The sequence below is a fragment of the Streptomyces sp. NBC_01260 genome (genome assembly GCF_036226405.1).
Taxonomy (GTDB): domain Bacteria; phylum Actinomycetota; class Actinomycetes; order Streptomycetales; family Streptomycetaceae; genus Streptomyces; species Streptomyces laculatispora.
This window is the reverse complement of sequence record NZ_CP108464.1, coordinates 4,789,590-4,807,225: the sequence shown is the minus strand read 5'-3', so window position 1 is coordinate 4,807,225 and position 17,636 is coordinate 4,789,590. Positions and strand designations below refer to the sequence as shown.

Sequence of the window (17,636 nt, the reverse complement as noted above, 5' to 3'; positions counted from 1 at the left end):
TCGTTTCAGAATGAAGTTCTGAGTGGACGTTAAGTCCGTTTCTGGTAGCGGCCTCGTCCGGGTTGGGTGAGGAAGCCTTGGCGGAGGAGGCGTGCGAGACGGCTCCGGGTGATGTTGACGGAGGCTTCGTCGGTGGGCATGGCGAGGAGTTCGTGTAGTTCACGGGCCCGGAATGCCTGGCCGGGATGCTGGTTGAAGGCGTTCACGATGGCTTGGTAGGCGGTGCTCGTCTCGGTCTGCGGCGAGTCGGGCTCGGTTGCTGACGGGGCGGTTTCCGCGATGACTTTCCGGGCGGTGTCCAGTTCCGTGAGCCGGGTCTCGGCCTCGGCCAGGGCGGCGGTGAGGTGGTCGATCTGCTCCTGGATTTCCGCGGCGCGCGTGGTGGCCGCCTCGTGCTGGGCCTGGAGGCCGGCGAGGAGTTCGGTGACGTTCACGCGGCCAGTCCGAGATCGTCACGCCAGGCGGGGCTCGGCGTGGTGAGGCGGCGGGCCATGTTCGCGGTGGAGGCCCAGTAGACACGGGAGACGGAGGTGTCGGGCCGGTGGTCGTAGTGGCGGGCCAGCCTCCGGTGCAGCAGCAGGGTCCCGTTGACCTGTTCCACGATCCACCGCCGCGGCTGTGGGACGAAGCCTTTGCCCTGGTCGTCGGGGTTGCGGCGGACGACCTCGACGTCGATGTCGTTCAGCACGCCGTGAATGACGACCTCGTCCTTGAACCCTTGGTCCACCAACGCCTTCTCCAGCCGGTTTCCGCACTTCTCGGCGGCCTGGTCGAGCAGCGCGATGCCGGCGGCGTTGTCATGGGCGGAGGCCGGCAGGACGACCACGCCGATGACCAGGCCCAGAACGTCCACGGCCAGCCCGCGCTTGACGCCCGACACCTTCTTGTTGACGTCCAGTCCGGTCGTGGTCTTCGGGACACCGGCGGCCGCACGCACGGACTGGGTGTCGATGATCACGAGGGACGGGTCCTCTAATCGGCGGGCCTTCTCGCGCACCTGGCAGCGCAGCAGCTCCTGGATCCGCTGGTCCAGACCGTCCTGGCGCCACAAAGTGAAGTAGTAGAACACCGCCGACCAGGACGGCAGGTCATGCGGCAGATAGCGCCACTGACAGCCGGTCCGGTTCTGATAGAAGATCGCGTTCACGACCTCCCGGAGATCACAGGAACCCGGGTCGCCGGTCGCCGACCGCGCCACCCGCTCCTGCTTCCAGCCCGTGATCATCGGCTCCAGCAAGGCCCACTGCTCGTCCGATAAGTCACTCGGATACGGCTCTCTGCCCATGACCCAAATCTCAGCATGTCCATGCCGAGCAACAGGTCGATGCAGCGATCAGTCACACGATCGAGCGATCACGAACCGAGGAAGATCGGACTTAACGTCCACTGAGTCGTCGCAATCAGATGATGCTGCAGGCGAGTTGGAGTAGTCCGAGGTGGAGGTCGGCGCGTATCTCGTAGCGGATGCGTAGTCGCTTGAACTGGTGGAGCCAGGCGAAGGTCCGCTCGACTACCCACCGGGTCTTGCCCAGGCCCGAGCCATGTGGGGTGCCGCGCCGGGCGATCTTGGGTGTGATCCCACGTGCGCGGGCGAGACGCCGGTATTTGTCGTAGTCGTAGCCGCGGTCGGCGCACAGCCGTTGGGGTCGGTGGCGTGGCCGGCCGCGCAGTCCGCGAATGTGGGGTATGGCGTCCAGCAGGGGCATGAGCTGGGTGACGTCGTGACGGTTTCCGCTGGTCAGAGAGACGACGAGCGGAGTGCCGTGCCGGTCGACGATGAGGTGGTGCTTGCTGCCGGGCCGTGCGCGGTCGACCGGCGAAGGTCCGGTGTGAGCCCCCCTTTGAGCGCCCTGACGTGCGAGGCGTCGATCGCGGCGTCGTCCATCTCCAGCAGGCCCTCTCTGTGCAGTTCCGCGAGAAGTACCTCGTGCAAGCGGGGCCACACCAGCCTCGGTCCAGTCCCGCAGACGTCGCCAGGCGGTCACCCCGCTGCAGCCCACCAACTCTGCGGGCACGTCCCGCCAGCTCACGCTCGTGCGCAGCACGTAAACGATGCCCCGCAGAGCAGCACGGTCATCCACCGGTAACTGCCCCGGATACCGATGCCGCCGCGCTGGCCGAGCCGGAAGCAGCGGGGCGGCACGTTCCCACAGGTCATCAGGGACAAGGTCAGCAGACACATAGCAGATCTTGCCGACGGCTCCGGCAACTGACAACCAGCCAGACAAGGTTCATTCTGAAACGATCAGTAACCCGTAGTGGCCAACTTCAGTTGCGCAGCCTCGATAGATCATGACAGTGGAGACCAGACACAGAAGGGTAGCGAGGTAGCTACGACTTCCCGTGTGACGGCTTGTTCCTCGGTGAACTACTGCTAGCCAAAGGCTGTTTGCCACCAAGGGCGCCGTCAGCTCGTCAACTTCAGCCATCAAATCAGCCTTCAGGCAGCGCGTTTGGCAGACAGCTAGCTATCTGACGGCCTACGGTGATGACCATGACGCACCAAGAAGCCCTCCTCGGTCGGCCGATGGACACCGGCGACGAGGCTGCGCAGGTGGTTCGCGAGTGCGACGCCAAACTCGAGGCGTCCGGCGCCACCATCAGTCGACTGCAGGAGTCCCTCCGCGAGGAGACCGAGACGTACGAGGCGATCCGCGCCCTGCGCGAGGAGGCGTCCAACCTGCTCGGCGTCGACGCCCGCCTGCGTAGCATGCGGGAGCACGCGGCGAGGTACGGAGTCCTGCACGGACCGCCGGCACACCAGGCGCCCCTGCATCTCGTACCGGATGGTGAAGACGAGTCGAACGGGCACGACGAGTCAGGTTCCGGGATCCGCCACACTTCCGACGATGGCTCCGGCCATGAAAGCCCTTCCGGCCACGGCCCTGCCTCCGACGCGGCTCCCCCCGAGCAGCAGGCGGCGCGGCGAGCGGCCAAGGTCACGGTCCGGAGCAAGGCGCAGCAGAACGTTCTGACCGCGCTCACCTCGCGTCCCGAGTCGGAACCACTGTGGGGCAGCGAGGAGATCGCGAAGGTACTGGGCACCCCCAGGGAGGCCAAGGCGCGCAAGGCTCTGCGGAACTGCCTGCAGGCGCTGGTCGTGTCTGGTGCGCTGGAGCGGGTCACCCGCGAGGACGACCGCCACGTCTACTTCCGCCCCCTCATGAACTGGAAGTTCGAGTGACTTTGACGCCATAAACTCCCCACACGTCACGCTGCATTGACGTGCTGTGGCCGTCACCGCGGAGCTCCCGCCTGGGTCGAATCAGAGAGGGCGACCGCGGTGACGGCCTGACCTAGACAGGCCGTTTCCGACCATACCCGGCCCCGGCCGGGAGCGTTTGGTATTCGGCTTCATCCACTCTCCACCGATCCGCTTTGCCCCATGGAGTGCCGAATCATCATGCGTATTCACCAGTGCGGATCCGTCGCACCTGCTTCTCCCGCCGTGGAGTGCCGCCCCTGCGGCCGCGCTCGCGCGCACGGTCACGGTGCGCGCGATGCCGGATTTCCGTCACTTGCGGTCGTTCAGAGCGTCTCGTCCGTGACGCCGTCGGGAGCCTCGCCGGGCGCGGGGATGCACCACGTGGCGTGCTGGGGCCACAGCATGACGCCGAGCGCGCCCTCCAGGTCGACCAGGGTGACCATGTCCGGCCACACCTCACCGTTGAGCACGTTGGCGATCACCTGCCGATTGACGCCGCTCTTTCGGGCGAGGGCATTCGCGCTCAATTTCTGCTCCGCCATGGCCTCGCCGAGCCGGCGCGCGACTACCTGAACGACGAGGGCGCCGCGGTGCGGTTCCATCACGGCATGCGGCCAGACACCGCCGACCACGAACGCCCTCGGCCTTCTCCCACGCCTCGTTCCTTCAGCCACGCGACCAGTGTGACGGAAGCGCGCCCGGAGTGCGCACCTGACCACCACCTGCTATTACAGTAGCAGGTTTCTTTGTGGGGATGCCCACCCCTGTCGTCATCTTGGCTGCGCACCCCGCGATCGACCCAATTCACCACTGTCACACGACAACAACCGTTCCGTAAGAACTAGTTGAGGAGACACTCCCGTGTCCAGGTCACGTAGCCGCCAGGTGCCCGACACAGCTCCCCGGCCACCGCTGCCCCATCCCCGCATCCCGGCGGGCACGTACCTGAAGCTGATCCCCGCCGTCGGGGCGCTGCCGCAGCCCTGCCACATCCGTGACATCGCCGCAGCCGCCAGGACCGGCGTGTGGGGTACCGGCATCGCGATGAAGTTCCTGGTGGACTGCGGACTGGTGGAGCCGGTTCCCGGCGCGCGCGGCACCTACCAGGCAACTGCGCAAGCCCTGTCCATCGCCCAGGTCTGGCCGGTCAGCGAACAGGAAGGCCTCGACGCCCTGCGTCGGGTCTGGGGCAAGCTCTGGTTCGTCCAGTCGGCTCAGGCGAGGCTGCGCGACGGCCCCGGCATCCGCGCAGGCCTGCTCCTCACGTTGCAACGGCGACTACCCGAGTCGGGGCACGTATCCGCGGTCAACCGACTTCTCGACCTGATGATCGCCACAGGATTCCTCGTGGAGGAGCCGGACGGCTTCATCGGTTGGCACGAAAGCTCTCCGGCTTCCGTCACAGAACTCACGACAACGGATGAGCCCATCGCTGCTTCGCCATATCCCGCCCGAGCGGAGGGCGGAAACGACGACCTCGCGCGGCCCGTGCCACCCCAGGCGGCGAAGCTGGCCGAGGCCCAACTCGGCCGTTCGCACAACACGGCCGAGGGCGCCACCGCTGGCGTAGCGGCCTCCATCCCGTCCGCGCGCCACGCGAACGCCGCCGCGCCTGCACCGGGCCAGCCAAGCGCCGAAGAATTGCTCAGCACCGCCTTCGGCCTGCACGACGTCCTGCATCTGACCTCACAGGAGGCCGGCACCTTGCATGACCACCTCACCGGATTGCTCGGCATCCTGTCCGACATGCACGAGCGATCCGAGCGCCACAGCGACTCGCTGAACGCGACGCTGCTGACGCCGTGGACCCCCGCGGCCATGGCCGCCTGCAGTCGACAGGACTGGCTCAACACCCACGCATTGGTGCGGCAGCTGGCCGCAGCCGCACCGTTCAGGAGGCAGCCGACGAACGCCTGAGACGAGAACGGGACCCGAGGGCGCTGATTCCTTGGCCGGGACGCGCCCCCGGACCCCTCCGCCGCAACCCGACGACTTCCCGCGCGGCACAGGCCGCGAGAGAGGGGCTTTGGCGTGCCCTCACACAAGACGAGAGCCACCACCCACCGTAACGCGCACTCTCCGCACGCTCCCGCACTTCCCGCAACACACATGACACGCCCATGCGCGGCGCAGTCCGAACCGAATCCGCAGTTCGGAGTCGGCCATGGCTAAGGTCACGCTGCGCCAAGCCGTGCTCCGCGCAGGCCGGGCCTGGGCCGAGCAGGTCGAGACCGGCACCATGCGTCTGCAGACCGCCGAGAAATACATCCAGGCGTGCGAGCGTCTCGTCCGCTACGCAGCAGCCCTCGGCCTGCCCCGCCTCGACGACATCACCGACGCCGTCGCCCAAGCATTCATCGACGCCCCCGGCCGCAACCGCCACGGGCATCTCACCCCCACCCCAGCCGACAGCACCCGCCGCGTACGCAAGTCAGCGGTCGACGCGCTCTTCGCCACCTGCCGTGGCCTCGGACTGACCACCAACGCCCCGCTCATCGACCTGCCACCTATCCCACGCTCCACCCGACTCCCCGCCGGACGCCTTACTGACACCGACATCGACCAGCTGCGCTTCCACGCCGAACGCGGCATGCCCCAGACCCGGCACGCCGCCGTCCTGGGCCTGCTCCTTTCCGGCCAGCACACCGCCGAGATCGGCTTCACCCGCACCACCGACCTCGACTTCGAGCACAACCGCGTCTGGTCATGTGGTGCCACCCGCGTCGCCGCCCGATATTGCTCCCTCGACACCTGGGCCCACGAGGTCCTGCGCCTGCGCGCCGCCTTCGTCCGCGCGCACACGGCCCCCAACGAACCGCACACCCTCGCTACCATCGCCGACTCACCCGCCTACCGCCGACAGTCCAGCGTCTGCACAGCGTTCGGCGAAACCGTCCATGCCAGCGGCACCGCACCTGGCGGCCGCCCCGCACAACCCCGCGACATCCACACCTGGACCGCAGCCAAGACCCTGGCCGCATCAGGCCAGATCGCCGACGTGGCCCTCCGCTTCGGCTTGTCCTCCCTCGACGGCGCCGCCCGCCTCGCCGGATACGAGTGGCGTCCCGCGCTGAGCTGGGAGGGCGAGGAGTGAGCGCGCCTTCGGCCGCACCGGCCCGCAAGACCATCAAGAAGGCAGCGAAGAAGGTCGCGAAGGGGGCCCGAAAGGTCTCAGGGAAGAAGCCTGACTGGATCCTGGGCCCCATCCCTGAGGACATCCTCAGCCCAGCGAACTTCCGGCCCGAGCCCAAAACGCCCGAAGCTCCCAGCGTCTGCGACACCACGCGTCTGAAGCACGTCATCGCCAACCCCGCCCTGTACGAGGTAGCAGCCACCGTCTTCCCGCCCAAGACCCGCAAGGGTCCAGGCAGGCCCGCCCACTACCCGGCCTACATCTACCTGATCTACCTCGCAGCCATCTCCATCTACGACAGTTCCCGGCACACCCAATCCACCTTCTACGAGCCAGATAACTGGAAAATCATTCGCACCGGCATACGCCGCTTCCTTGGCGACGAAGCGGCGGACGCCCTGCCCGAGAACGGGCCCTCGCTCTATCAGTGGAATGACTTCTATCGGAAGAAGTTCCGTCCCTCCATCCATGAATTCCGCAAGGAGAGCAGGGACGCCTGGATCAGGCAGGCCATTGCCCACGGCCTGCTCTCCGAAGAGAGAAGGAGAGGAGATCGGCTCCGGCCGCACCGCAGCCAGACCATCAACGGCGACGGCACCGTGGTCCGCCCTCCTTCAGATCAGACCGAGGAATTCACAGACGACGAGAAGACCGGAGAACGACGACGCCACCGCGTCGATCATGACGCCGGCATCCAAATGGAGGGGGGAGACAGAGCTGTCTACGGAAAGAAGATTGTCTCCTTCTCCGTGCGCCAGGAAGCAAAGTGCCACAGTCGCTTCATCCTCAACGTCGACAGTGCCCGCCACAGGCCCCCGGAAGAAGATCCCGAACGCGACGAAGAGGCATCCGTCGCCCTCCGGCTGGCCCACGAGATCCTGGACCGCGCCCCCGGACTACTCGCCGCCAGCTTCGACACCGCCTGGCGAGGCAAACACCGCGCACCACTGATCCGCAGAGGCCTCATCGTCTTCACCCGGCAGCACGACGGAATCAAGCCCCACCCCCTGACCAAGTACAAGTGCAAGTGCAAGAACGACTGCGAGTGCCAGTACAAGAAATGCACACACGACGTGTACGCCGCCGCCGGTAGATCTTGCGAGCGCCAGATCACAGTGGAGGGGAAAACCATGTACAACCCGCTACCCGTACGAGAGCTCATCGCGCGCGAAGGAAAAACGGACTGGCGCTTCTACCACCGCGTCGAGATCCCTTGCCGTAACGGACCCCATGCCGAACTGATCCCCGTATATGAAACACAGGAAGACAGCGCCATCGACCCCCGAACCAAGCGCAAGCGGTTCAACCGCACCGAGCACCTCCGGCAAATCCCCCCGGGTACGCACCACGGTGACCGGCTCCTCGGCTTCCGCGAAGACAGCGAGTCGTCGAACTCCTCGCTCGACTACTCACACCGCGACAAACGGGTCCCCATGTACGGGGCCGAGGGTGCGCTCCTCGGGTACCTCGGCTACGCCTGGGCGAACAACTCCGTCGCCCTCGCCACAGCCAGCAGCCCCTGACTCAGCCTCCGGCACCTGAGCCACCATCGAGCCTCACCCGCTACACTGGCGGCGATGCGCAGCCTCCACGGGCGGCGCACTGCACAGCTCCAACGGAAGATCGTGTGGGACCTTGCGGACATCGCAGCAATTTCCCACACATTTTCCCACAGAGCCCCGCCTTCGTAGCTCAGGGGATAGAGCACCGCTCTCCTAAAGCGGGTGTCGCAGGTTCGAATCCTGCCGGGGGCACCAGGCAAAAGGCCCCGGACCGATCATGGTCCGGGGCCTTTTGACGGCACCATTTGACGGCAGTCGCGTCTCAGGCACCCGACAGACGGCGCGTGAGCAGGCGGGCCATGTGGCTGATCGCCTCCCGCTGGGTGTCGTGGACCGCGCGGGTGTGGACGTCCGCAACAACAGAGGCTGGGCCGGACTGCCCGGGTGCGCCAGCCTCTGTCACCCAGCCCATCGGCCCGTTCGAGGCTGCACCAGTGATTCCCATTCTGAGTTCCCAGGACGCCGGCGCAGACGGGAACCGTAGGATTTCCCCCATGGTGACTGCGACTGTCCGCGAGTGGCACGACGAGGAGGGGTGGGGCGTGCTCGACTCCCCCGAGACTCCCGGGGGGTGTTGGGGCCATTACTCCAACATCCAGACGAGAGGCTTCCACACACTGTCGCCTGGACAGAAGGTGGATCTCCAGTGGGAAGCTCCAGGCTACCGACAAGACGGGTACGACTACCGTGCGGTGAACATCGCGCCTCAGCCCGCTTGACATCCACACCTGACATCAACGATGGCGTACACACACGGTCTTCAGCAGCCCGGTGTGCCCTCGCACCCTCTGTCTCAGCATGCCGTGAAGCTCCACTGATCGAACTCCTGAAGTGGGTGTCGCAGGTTCGAATCCTGCCGGGGGCACCAGGCATTACGGCGCTGAGCTGGGGTTTATCCCCCAGGTAGGTGCTGAAGACCTCCCAGTCTCCACCCAGGCACTCCCCCACTTCTCACGGTCCTTGTCCTGCTGGGCGCGGTGCCGCTTGAGGGCCTGGACCGTGTCGGAGTCGAGGGCGATGGTGCGCGCTCCGGCGTCGGTCTTGGGATCGTCCTCGTACACCTCCCAGCCGTTCACCACGAGTTGCCTGGCGACCGTGCGGAGCCCGGCGTCCAGGTGCGTGTCGGTCCACCTCTGTCCGCATGCCCCACCTCGCGCGCATGCGGCATCCCTTTCGGTCATGCGGCATCCCTTTCGGTACAGCCCTCGGCAAACGCGGTCACGACTTCGACACCGACGGCCCGGTGACCCGTCTGTGCGGCGCGGAGCGCTTTCTCACCGCTGACCAGCCGGATCCGCCGGCGTATCCGCAGCGCGGGCACCATCCCTGAGCGCTCCGCCACCGCCGACCACCGAAATTGCAGCGCGCACGAGTTGTGCACGCTGCTGCTCCGGGGCAGCTTCCTTGACGGCGAAAGAGTGGACAGCGGCTGCGACCTGAGTCGGTCTCACGTGCACGCCGCACCTGATCATCACGGCCCAGCCCACGACCGACAGAACCTGAAAACATCTGGCAGACGTACCCGGCCGCCGAAGACCGGGCCACCCAGCATTTCCGCCCCTGTGCCCCGCATCCTTCCTGACAGCAACGGCAACACCGCTACCAAGAATGAGAGGTGATCTGGCGTGCCCTCGAAGACGGCCCTGTACGACATGATCCACACCCAGGCTGACGCCATCGCACGGCTGGCGGACACCGACCTGTCGATCCCCGCGGAGAGGCTGGCCGGAGCGCGACGCATCCTGCTCGTCGGCACCGGCACCAGCCAGCACGCTGCCGAACTCGGCGCCATGATGCTTGTCCACGCCGGGATAGACGCCCGCTGGTCTTCCGCTGCTCAGTTCGCTCGCTGGGGGGCACCGCTGCGAGACGGTGACGCCGTGGTGGTGATCACTCACACTGCCGAGACCGCCTTCGCGCTCACCTGCCGGGAGCAGGCTCTGGCCGCCGGCGTGCCGGTCGTCTCCGTCACCGGCATCGGGTCCGGCTGGGCCGACGCCATCGAGACCGTCGAGCGTGAACGCTCCGAGACCTACACCGCCGGCTACACCGCCGCGCTCGCCGTGCTCGCTGGAATTGCCGCCCGCCTGGGCGCTGAGCAGTACGGCCCCCAGGCGCTGCGGCGCACCGCCGAAGCGGTGCGGGCAGCCGTGGCCGACCCGGGGATCGACGGGATCGCCATTCCTGCCCGCTCCCTCGCCCTGATCGGCACCGGCCCATGGGGCGTCACCGCGAGGGAGGGCGCACTCAAGATCCGGGAGGCGTCCCGGACCCTCGCAGAGGGCTTCGAGGCGGAGAACTTCCTCCACGGTTCGGCCGTCCCGTTCGGGACCTCCGACGGACTGGTCCTGTTGGAACCCGCGAAGGATCCGGACGGGTTGGTCGCGGCGCTCGGCGAAGCAGCCCGTGCGGAGGGCATCACCGTCCACGTCCTCGGCCACGGCACCGACGGCCTGCCGCCGGTCCTGGCCCAGCTGCCGATGACCGCCCGGCTCCAACTGCTCGCGGACCGGTTCGCCGGGATACGGCAGCAGAACCCCGATGTGGCCATCGTGGGTGCCTGGGCGGAGAATCAGCTGTGGACTCTGGGCGCCCCCACAGCCTGACGTCTCTACGCAGGGGCCGGGCAGGCCCGAATGGGTCTGCTGCGCCAAGCGCCGTGCCGGCGAGCCCACTTGGGGCTTCGACGGGGCTGAACCGGAAAACGGGCCGCATGATCCGGCCGCGCACGGCCTTCGTAGAGTCAGGCGAATGAATCCGGACCACACTCCCGACACCGACGAACTGCTGCGCGGTACGTACGCACGCCTGCTGCCCACCGAGTCGATCGCCCCTGAGATCGCCGGCTCCCTGCGCTATGCGCGTGTGGTGGCCGACGGCCTCGCCTTCGTCTATGCCCTCGACCGGCCCACCGACGTACGGATCCTCACCGACGTGGACGTGGAGCGCGTCGGCCCGGAGGAGCTGGGGCGGGCGGCGTACGGGAACCTGATGCGCCTGCCCGTCACACACGAGGAGATCCCCCTCGACGGCACGGTCCTGCACTCCTTCTACGGAGACTCGCACTTCGTCGGCAGCCAGGCCCTGTTCCTGTCCGCGGCGGTCCGGCAGGTCACCGGCGATTCGCTTCCGGACGCCGGCGCCCTCGTCGTCATGCCCAGCCGGCACAACCTGGTGTACCACCCGATCGCCGACGGCACGGTGGCCGACGCCGTCAACGCGCTGGCCACCTACGCGCTGGGCGCCTTCGAGGACGGGCAGGGCCCCCTGTCACCGCGGCTCCACTGGTGGCACCGCGGCAGCCTGAAGCCGCTCACGGTGATCGACGAGGAGACCCGTTCCTTGTCCGTCCAGCCGCCGCCGTCCCTGCTCGGCCTGATGAAGGGCCTGGTTCGCCTCGACCGCGCCGGCCGGCTCGCCACCCGTGCCGCCGCCGAGGCGCCCGCCCCCGACCTCGCCGAACTCAGCCGCGCCACGGCCGAGTCGATAGCAGGTCTCGCCCGGGATCCGGGCATCGGCACGGGCGACGCCTTCGCCTCCGCCGTCGCCCACGCGCACGCCCGGTGCGCCACCGATCCCCAGGCGGCGAAGATCGGCACGTGGGACGCCTGGGCCACCGCCGTACAGCTCGGCTCCGCCCTGTTCACCGGCGCTCAGCCGCAGGACTGCCGGCTCGGCGAGGACCTCGTCATCGAGCTGCCGGCCTGCCCCGCCGCGCCGCCCGCGGACGCCCGTGCCTGGCTCGACGCCCTCTACCTGGCGATCGCGTGCCGAGAGGGGGACCGGATCCACCGGCTCTGCCAGGTACCGCTGGAGGCGCTGCGGCAGGACGACTCCGTCGACGCGTACGTGCTGCACTGGATCGACACCCTGCAGGCGTACTTCTCCGAAGACCACTCCATGGACGGGGTCGTGGAGAAGCTGGTCGCCACCATGGAGGCGTCCGGGCCCGACCACGTGACCCACGCCCCGATGGAGTTCGTGAACGCGGTCGACTACCAGCCGATCGCGCTGTTCCACCGTCTCGTCGCACGGGACCACGACACCTTCGCCAAGACACTCGGCGAAGCCCTGGCTGAACACCGGGCCCACTGGGGCGGGTCGGCGGCACCGCGTGCCCACGTGGCTCTGGGACCGCTGGCGATCGCGAGCCTCGCCTTCGACTACGGGTTCCCCATCGATCCCGCCCAGTCGCACCTGCCCCAGTTCCTGCTCAACCGCGAACGAATCGAGGAGATCCCCAGCCCCTGACCGACCTCAGCCCCTGGCTCGGCCCCGGTAGGTCGGCGCCTGTGTGAGCGGCATCGGCCGAACCGGGGCGGCCGTGGAAGTCGTCGGACCCGTCATGCTGACGACGATGCCTTCGCGGTCCCTGCGGAGTGTCGGGCCAGGAGCCCTGTTGCCCCGGAGGGTGACAGGGCTGCCGACGTTGCGGGCTCGCATGGGCCACGCGCTGGTACCCGTATGACGTACGCCTGAGGGCCGTGCCGGTATGCGCAGGCTGGGGGCGGCCCCGTGGGCGGCTGCCTCCAACGTGGCCGAACAGGTGCGAAGTTCCGGGTATGCCGTCATCGCTCGCCAACGGCCGTGGCTGCCGCCGGTGGGTGGCCGTGGCTATCGCCTGCGAACGGCCGTGGCTATCGCCAGCGACATGCCCACGACCAGCACCGACACCACGAGCGAGGCGAAGAACAGGGCCACCAGCCATCCGGCGTTCGCGCCGGTGAGCGTCCCATTGGCGGACGCGCACGCCACCTCCGGCGGGAAGCGCTGTCTTCGTACGTCGTGGCAGGTGTTGGGCAGGTCGTCGTTGATCACGTACGCGTTCAGCCAGAGCAGGACCCAGGTGGCCAGGAAGACGCCCATCGAGGCGAGCGAGACGCCCCACAGCAGCGTCGGGCGATCCGGTGCGGCCTTCACGGCTGCCCGGGCGTCCGCCTCGGCGCTTGCCTCCGTGTCTTGTTGAGGTGGCGTCATGGGGCGGCAGCGTACTGGCAGTACGGCGCCGAAAGCCGTCGAGCCGTGTCAGTCGACATTGGTACCGGCGTCGGCATCGACCTCGGCCAGGAAGTCCAGCACCCGGTCGTTGACCTCGGCGGCGTGGTCGATCTGTGGCCCGTGTCCGGTGTGGCCGACGATCTCGGCGACCGCCCCCGGTATCAGGCGCGGGACGCGTTCCAGCTGCCGCCGCGGGTGCACCAGCAGGCTCCGCTGTCCCAGCACCAGGTAGAGCGGCGTGCGGATGGTGCGCAGTTCGTCCTCGGTGAGGGGCAGCGGGGCCGGGCGGCGTACGCGGTAGGCGCGGACGCTCGCCCTGATCATCGCGCGCAGTTCCGGCACGATGATCACCGGTTGCTCCAGCCAGGCCGCCAGGCGAGGACGCAGCGCCTTGGGGGCGGAGGTCGCGAAGAGGCTGACGAAGATCCAGACGAAGAAGCGGAGCCCGACCTTCTCCAGCCCGCCGGGGTCGAGCAGGGTGACCGACGCAAGGCGGTCGGGGCCGCGATGGGCCTGGTTCAGGGTGAGCCAGCCGCCGTACGACGAGCCCATGAGGTGTACGCGGTCGAGGCCCAGGCCGGACAGCGTCTCGTCCAGCCACTGCGCGGCGCGCTCCGGCTGGTGGATGGGCTCGCGCTGCACGCTGCGGCCCGGATCGCCGGGGGTGTCGATCGCGTAGACCGGGCGTTCGGCACTGAGCGCGGCGGTGTTCGGGTACCACATGGCCGAGCAGGAGCCGGCGCCGTGCACCAGGACGACCGGGGTGCGGGATGCGGCGGCGGGGTCCGTGGGGCCGTACCGGTATACGTGCGTCGTCCCGAAGCCGGTCTCCACGTCGAGTTCCGACCGTACGGGGGCGCCCATCGCGTACAGCGCGTCGCAGGCTGCGAAGTACCGGTCGCGCAGGGCGTCGTTCACATAACGGCCGACGTCGGCCGGGGCGCGGTCGCGGGTCGTCGCATCGGGCACGGTGGGCCACCTCCAGAAGCAGCTCGCTTTTGTGATACGACCGTACCACGTTCGTGGTACGGCGGTACCATGAAGTGCGCCCGGCCTGGGCGGACGAGACGTACGGACAGGTGGAGAAGCGGCCGATGCCAAAACGTGTGGACCACGACGAACGGCGCACCGAGATCGCCCGGGCCCTCGTCCGGGTCGCGGGAAGGCGCGGACTGCACGCCGTGGGGATGCGCGACGTGGCCGCGGAGGCCGGGGTGTCATTGCGGCTGGTGCAGTACTACTTCGAGACCAAGGAGAAGCTGCTGCTCCACGGACTCCAGCAGCTGGCCGAGGAGTTCGGCGAGCGGGTCACCGCCCGGGTCCGGGCCGCCGGGGACGCCCCGGGGCCGCGCGCGACGGTCGAGGCGCTGTTGCTGGCCTCACTGCCCACCGACGAGGAGAGCCGCGCCTTCCACCTCGTGTACACCTCGTACGCCGTACTCGCCGTGACGGACGAGGCACTCGCCGCGCAGCCGTTCCTCCAGAACCCCGACGCCGCCGAGGACACCCTGACCGGCCTGCTCGCGCAGGCGCAGGACGCGGGTCTCGTCCGGCCCGACGTGGACGTACGGACAGAGGCTGTCAGCCTGCTCGCCATGACGGCGGGGCTCGGGATCAGCGTCATGACCGGCCAGCGCGGCGCCGAGGCCGCCATCGCCGTCCTGCGCCACCACCTCGACCGGATCTTCCGGGGCGCCGGGCGCGACAGCTGAGAGGTGCCGGCCGTCCGGCGACCGGCCGTTCGCGCCCGTCCGGTCGCCGCCCGTCCGCGAGGGCGCTTCACCGAGGGCGCTTCACTCAGGCGACGGAGCCGCCCGGACCGCCGGTTCGGCGCCTTCGGCGTGCCCGGGGACGGCCGCGCCCGCGCCCGTGGCCGCGCTCCGGGCCGTGGCCACGATGTCCTGGAGTGCCGTGATGTGCCGGGCCAGGGCCTGCCGGCCGGCGGGCGTGAGGGACAGCCAGGTCCGGGGACGCTTGCCCACATGCCCCTTGCGGACGTCCAGGTAACCGGCGGCCTCCAGCGCCGACGCGGTCTTGCTGAGAACCGAGTCGGACACCTGACAGCCATCACGAACGGTGGCGAACTCCGCCTCGTCGCAGGCGGAGAGGAAGGCGACCACGGCCAGCCGGGTCGGATGGTGGATGGTCTCGTCCAGGGCGGCCCGCTCCCGTCCTGGCGGATCGCCTTTCACGCGAGTTCCCGTAGCGCCCGACTGATCGCCGCGTTACGGGCGATGCATACGCCCCACACGCCGAGCCCCCATACGGCGAACGCCGTGATCCGGGTCGCGGCCCCTCCGGCCCCGAATCCCCAGCAGCACACTCCCGCCAGCAGGCCCGCCGCCAGGACGGCCGGAAGTACGATCCGGCTCCGGCGCAGGCGCGAGGACAAGGACCGCGTCACCCGTACCCCCGCCGCCCGCCGCGCGGCCCGGACGAGCGCGAGCACGGCGGCGAGCCCCAGGAGTGACACGACAAGCGCCACCAGTGCCGCCCAGCCACCCCTGCCCTGACTCCAGGCCTGCACCACGCTCGGCAGCACCAGAGTCACCACCACGGCCGGGCCGTACCACTCCGGAGCCAGCCCGGACCTGAGCCGGGCCCGCTCCCTGGCCGCCTCCACGCCCTTCAGCGCGTCCTCGGCGTACGCCACCGACCGGCCCTCACCCTCCAGGGGTGCCGACTTGTTCTCCTGCGACGGCATGGGCACACCGAATCCTTCCCGAGGGCACGCGAGCAGGCTGACGCCCGTTGGCATGTGCCATCATGGCATTAACTTTCCACCATGGAAAGTACTTGCCGGGGCGGAGCGAAGGCGTCAGCTCCCGTCATCCCGTCAGCGCAGTTCGTCCGGGCACGGTGTTCCCGGCGCCAGCTGATACGGGGCGCCGAGCCGGTACACGCCGGCGCGCGGCGCCAGCAGTTCCGTCCACTCGTCGCCGTACTGGTCCTCCTCCAGCTTGATCAGGCAGCCGTTCGTGTTGACGAAGTCCTTGGGGAGCTCCTTGTCCTCACGCTGCTTGGACTCCTCGGTCTCCTGAGGCCGCTCCAGGCTGCGGCCCTCCTCGTCGACCAGGGCGAGCCAACGCGAGTACGGGATGCGGATCAGCACCCGGCCCGCCTTCTTCACATGGATGGTCAGTTCACCCGCGCCGGCCTCGTCCACCGTCGCCGGTGGATCGGCCAGCGGAACCGGGCTGTCCACCGAGTAGAGCCGCCAGTTGGAGTCGGACCAGATGGGCTTGAGGTACGACTGCCCCTTGCTCACCAGTTCCGCCTCCTGCTCCGCGCCGCTGGAGTCGGGGGAGCCCTGCGGCAGCACCACGTAGTGCACGGCCCAGCGGTCGAGCCACTGCCGGTAGTTGACGGCGTTCAGCGTGTCGTCGTAGAAGAGCGGGTTGCGCTCCATGTCGGCCTGCCGGTTCCAGCCGCGGGCCAGGTTCACCAGCGGAGCCAGCGCGGACGCCTCCCGGTGACTGCTCGGGGGGACCACCTCGACCCGGCCCCGCTCGGCACCGACCTTCTGGAGCTGATTGACCAGCGGAGCCAGCTCGCGCGTCCAGGACGCGGTGGGCGCGGTCCGGACGATGTCGTCGACGCCCTTGAACCCGATCCAGAAGTTCAGCCCGACGAAGGCGAGGACCAGCGCGTACCACCGCCGGGAGCGGGGCTCCGCGTACGGCAGTGCGGCCAGCAGCACCACACCGGCGAACAGCATCGCCATCCGCGACACGTTCGAGCCGATCTGCGAATCCACCACGTACGTCAGCAGCGTCCCGATGCCGTACACCGCGGCCGCGGTCCGTACGGTCCTCCAGTCGCGCGGCACGAGGAAGAAGACCAGGGCCGCGAAGACGAACGGCAGCGACAGCGTCGCGATCGACATCGGCTGCGTACCGGAGAACGGGAACAGCCACGCGGACAGCGCCACCACCACGACCGGAGCCAGCCCCAGCGCGTACGCCCCGGGGCGGCGCTTGTTCAGGAACAGCGCCGCCGCGACCACACCGAGGAAGAGCCCCGCCACCGGGCTGCCGGCCGTCGCGAGTCCGGCGAGGGGCGCGGCCACGACCGCCTTCGCCCACCGCTTGTACCGCCAGCGGTGCGGCCAGCAGAACACCGCCGCCACCGCACCGAGCGCGAACATCATGCCGAGCCCGAACGTCACCCGGCCCGACAGCGCGTTGCACAGGTACGCGAAGACACCGGCCATCGAGCAGGCGATCGGATTGCGGACGGCCCGCACCCTGACCAGGATCAGCGAGGTCAGCCCCGCCGAGACCGTACCGGCGATCATCATCGTCGTACGGACACCGAGCACCGACATCAGATACGGCGACACGACGCTGTACGAGACGGGGTGCATGCCCCCGTACCAGGCCAGGTTGTACGCGGTACCGGGGTGCTGGCCCACGAACTCGGCCCAGGCGTCCTGGGCCGCGATGTCGCCGCCGCTGTTCGCGAAGAAGAAGAACCAGAGGATGTGGACCGCCGCGGCCACCGCAGTCGTCAGCAGGACCGGATGACGAACGCAGCCCCGCTTGAATGCGTCGAGCCGACCGGCGCCGTCCGGTGCGGTTCCTCCGCCCGAGCTCCGTATCCCGTATGCGTCGCGCTTCGCCCGTGTCGGCTCAGCAGTGGTCACTGCGAATCTCCCCGTCCCTCCCCGGACGCGGTGAAACCCGCCGACCTGTTCGCAGCGTGGGCGTCAATTGCCAGAAAACGCGTTCCGGGATAC

General features: G+C 68.7%; 18 protein-coding genes and 1 tRNA gene. 9 read left to right on the top strand and 10 right to left on the bottom strand.

Annotated features, from left to right (window positions below; translation table 11 throughout):
• Positions 1–29: 29 nt before the first annotated feature.
• The 3 genes from OG322_RS21590 to OG322_RS21580 all read right to left on the bottom strand — a co-directional run bounded on the left by OG322_RS21590 (position 30) and on the right by OG322_RS21580 (position 2,180).
• On the bottom strand, positions 30–434 hold the full coding sequence (locus OG322_RS21590) for a hypothetical protein (RefSeq protein WP_266411749.1): 405 nt from the start codon (positions 432–434) through the stop codon (positions 30–32).
• Positions 431–1,285 carry an IS5 family transposase gene (locus tag OG322_RS21585; protein ID WP_266411748.1) on the bottom strand — a complete coding sequence of 285 codons (855 nt, stop codon included), beginning with the start codon at positions 1,283–1,285 and terminating at the stop codon, positions 431–433. Before OG322_RS21585 ends, OG322_RS21590 begins: the two co-directional genes overlap by 4 nt.
• Before the next feature lie 115 nt (positions 1,286–1,400).
• Positions 1,401–2,180: an IS5 family transposase gene (locus OG322_RS21580; protein WP_266411746.1), complete on the bottom strand. Its 780-nt coding sequence runs from the start codon at positions 2,178–2,180 to the stop codon at positions 1,401–1,403.
• 314 nt (positions 2,181–2,494) lie between these two features.
• On the opposite strand from OG322_RS21580, the gene OG322_RS21575 reads away from it, so the two are divergent.
• Positions 2,495–3,184: a hypothetical protein gene (locus OG322_RS21575; RefSeq protein ID WP_266411745.1), complete on the top strand. Its 690-nt coding sequence runs from the start codon at positions 2,495–2,497 to the stop codon at positions 3,182–3,184.
• Positions 3,185–3,528: 344 nt separating this feature from the next.
• Here OG322_RS21575 and OG322_RS21570 read toward each other — a convergent pair whose 3' ends face one another.
• Positions 3,529–3,879, bottom strand: coding sequence for a helix-turn-helix domain-containing protein (locus OG322_RS21570; protein WP_266411743.1), 351 nt, complete (start codon positions 3,877–3,879; stop codon positions 3,529–3,531).
• 211 nt (positions 3,880–4,090) lie between these two features.
• Between OG322_RS21570 and OG322_RS21565 the strand changes: the two genes are divergently transcribed.
• From OG322_RS21565 to OG322_RS21545, 5 genes are all read left to right on the top strand, one after another.
• Positions 4,091–5,122, top strand: coding sequence for a hypothetical protein (locus OG322_RS21565; protein ID WP_329306810.1), 1,032 nt, complete (start codon positions 4,091–4,093; stop codon positions 5,120–5,122).
• A 247-nt stretch (positions 5,123–5,369) separates the two neighbouring features.
• Positions 5,370–6,299, top strand: coding sequence for a hypothetical protein (locus tag OG322_RS21560; protein ID WP_266411741.1), 930 nt, complete (start codon positions 5,370–5,372; stop codon positions 6,297–6,299).
• Positions 6,296–7,861, top strand: a complete 1,566-nt coding sequence (locus OG322_RS21555) for a hypothetical protein (protein WP_266411740.1) — start codon at positions 6,296–6,298, stop codon at positions 7,859–7,861. The genes OG322_RS21560 and OG322_RS21555 overlap by 4 nt, the downstream gene beginning before the upstream one ends.
• Before the next feature lie 158 nt (positions 7,862–8,019).
• A tRNA-Arg gene (locus OG322_RS21550) sits at positions 8,020–8,095 on the top strand.
• 299 nt (positions 8,096–8,394) lie between these two features.
• Positions 8,395–8,619, top strand: coding sequence for a cold-shock protein (locus OG322_RS21545; protein ID WP_124284243.1), 225 nt, complete (start codon positions 8,395–8,397; stop codon positions 8,617–8,619).
• 153 nt (positions 8,620–8,772) lie between these two features.
• Here OG322_RS21545 and OG322_RS21540 read toward each other — a convergent pair whose 3' ends face one another.
• The gene (locus OG322_RS21540) at positions 8,773–9,081 is read right to left on the bottom strand and encodes a hypothetical protein (protein ID WP_241200007.1); all 309 of its coding nucleotides are present in this window, start codon (positions 9,079–9,081) and stop codon (positions 8,773–8,775) included.
• 444 nt (positions 9,082–9,525) lie between these two features.
• Here OG322_RS21540 and OG322_RS21535 point away from each other — a divergent pair, with 444 nt between their 5' ends.
• Both OG322_RS21535 and OG322_RS21530 read left to right on the top strand, forming a co-directional pair.
• Positions 9,526–10,506: an SIS domain-containing protein gene (locus OG322_RS21535; RefSeq protein WP_123459905.1), complete on the top strand. Its 981-nt coding sequence runs from the start codon at positions 9,526–9,528 to the stop codon at positions 10,504–10,506.
• 145 nt (positions 10,507–10,651) lie between these two features.
• Positions 10,652–12,151, top strand: coding sequence for an immunity 49 family protein (locus OG322_RS21530; RefSeq protein WP_124284244.1), 1,500 nt, complete (start codon positions 10,652–10,654; stop codon positions 12,149–12,151).
• 363 nt (positions 12,152–12,514) lie between these two features.
• Here the strand turns inward: OG322_RS21530 and OG322_RS21525 are convergent, their stop codons facing one another.
• Both OG322_RS21525 and OG322_RS21520 read right to left on the bottom strand, forming a co-directional pair.
• The gene (locus OG322_RS21525) at positions 12,515–12,877 is read right to left on the bottom strand and encodes a hypothetical protein (protein ID WP_148085511.1); all 363 of its coding nucleotides are present in this window, start codon (positions 12,875–12,877) and stop codon (positions 12,515–12,517) included.
• A gap of 48 nt (positions 12,878–12,925) precedes the next feature.
• On the bottom strand, positions 12,926–13,867 hold the full coding sequence (locus OG322_RS21520) for an alpha/beta fold hydrolase (protein ID WP_123459908.1): 942 nt from the start codon (positions 13,865–13,867) through the stop codon (positions 12,926–12,928).
• Between the two features lie 125 nt (positions 13,868–13,992).
• Here OG322_RS21520 and OG322_RS21515 point away from each other — a divergent pair, with 125 nt between their 5' ends.
• On the top strand, positions 13,993–14,610 hold the full coding sequence (locus tag OG322_RS21515; RefSeq protein WP_266411718.1) for a TetR/AcrR family transcriptional regulator: 618 nt from the start codon (positions 13,993–13,995) through the stop codon (positions 14,608–14,610).
• Between the two features lie 81 nt (positions 14,611–14,691).
• On the opposite strand, the gene OG322_RS21510 is transcribed toward OG322_RS21515, so the two are convergent.
• The 3 genes from OG322_RS21510 to OG322_RS21500 all read right to left on the bottom strand — a co-directional run bounded on the left by OG322_RS21510 (position 14,692) and on the right by OG322_RS21500 (position 17,543).
• A complete protein-coding gene (locus tag OG322_RS21510) occupies positions 14,692–15,090 on the bottom strand; it encodes a winged helix-turn-helix domain-containing protein (RefSeq protein ID WP_123459909.1) in 399 nt (132 codons plus the stop codon).
• A complete protein-coding gene (locus tag OG322_RS21505) occupies positions 15,087–15,602 on the bottom strand; it encodes a hypothetical protein (protein ID WP_241200008.1) in 516 nt (171 codons plus the stop codon). Before OG322_RS21505 ends, OG322_RS21510 begins: the two co-directional genes overlap by 4 nt.
• Before the next feature lie 132 nt (positions 15,603–15,734).
• Positions 15,735–17,543, bottom strand: a complete 1,809-nt coding sequence (locus OG322_RS21500) for an MFS transporter (protein ID WP_123459911.1) — start codon at positions 17,541–17,543, stop codon at positions 15,735–15,737.
• Positions 17,544–17,636: the final 93 nt, after the last annotated feature.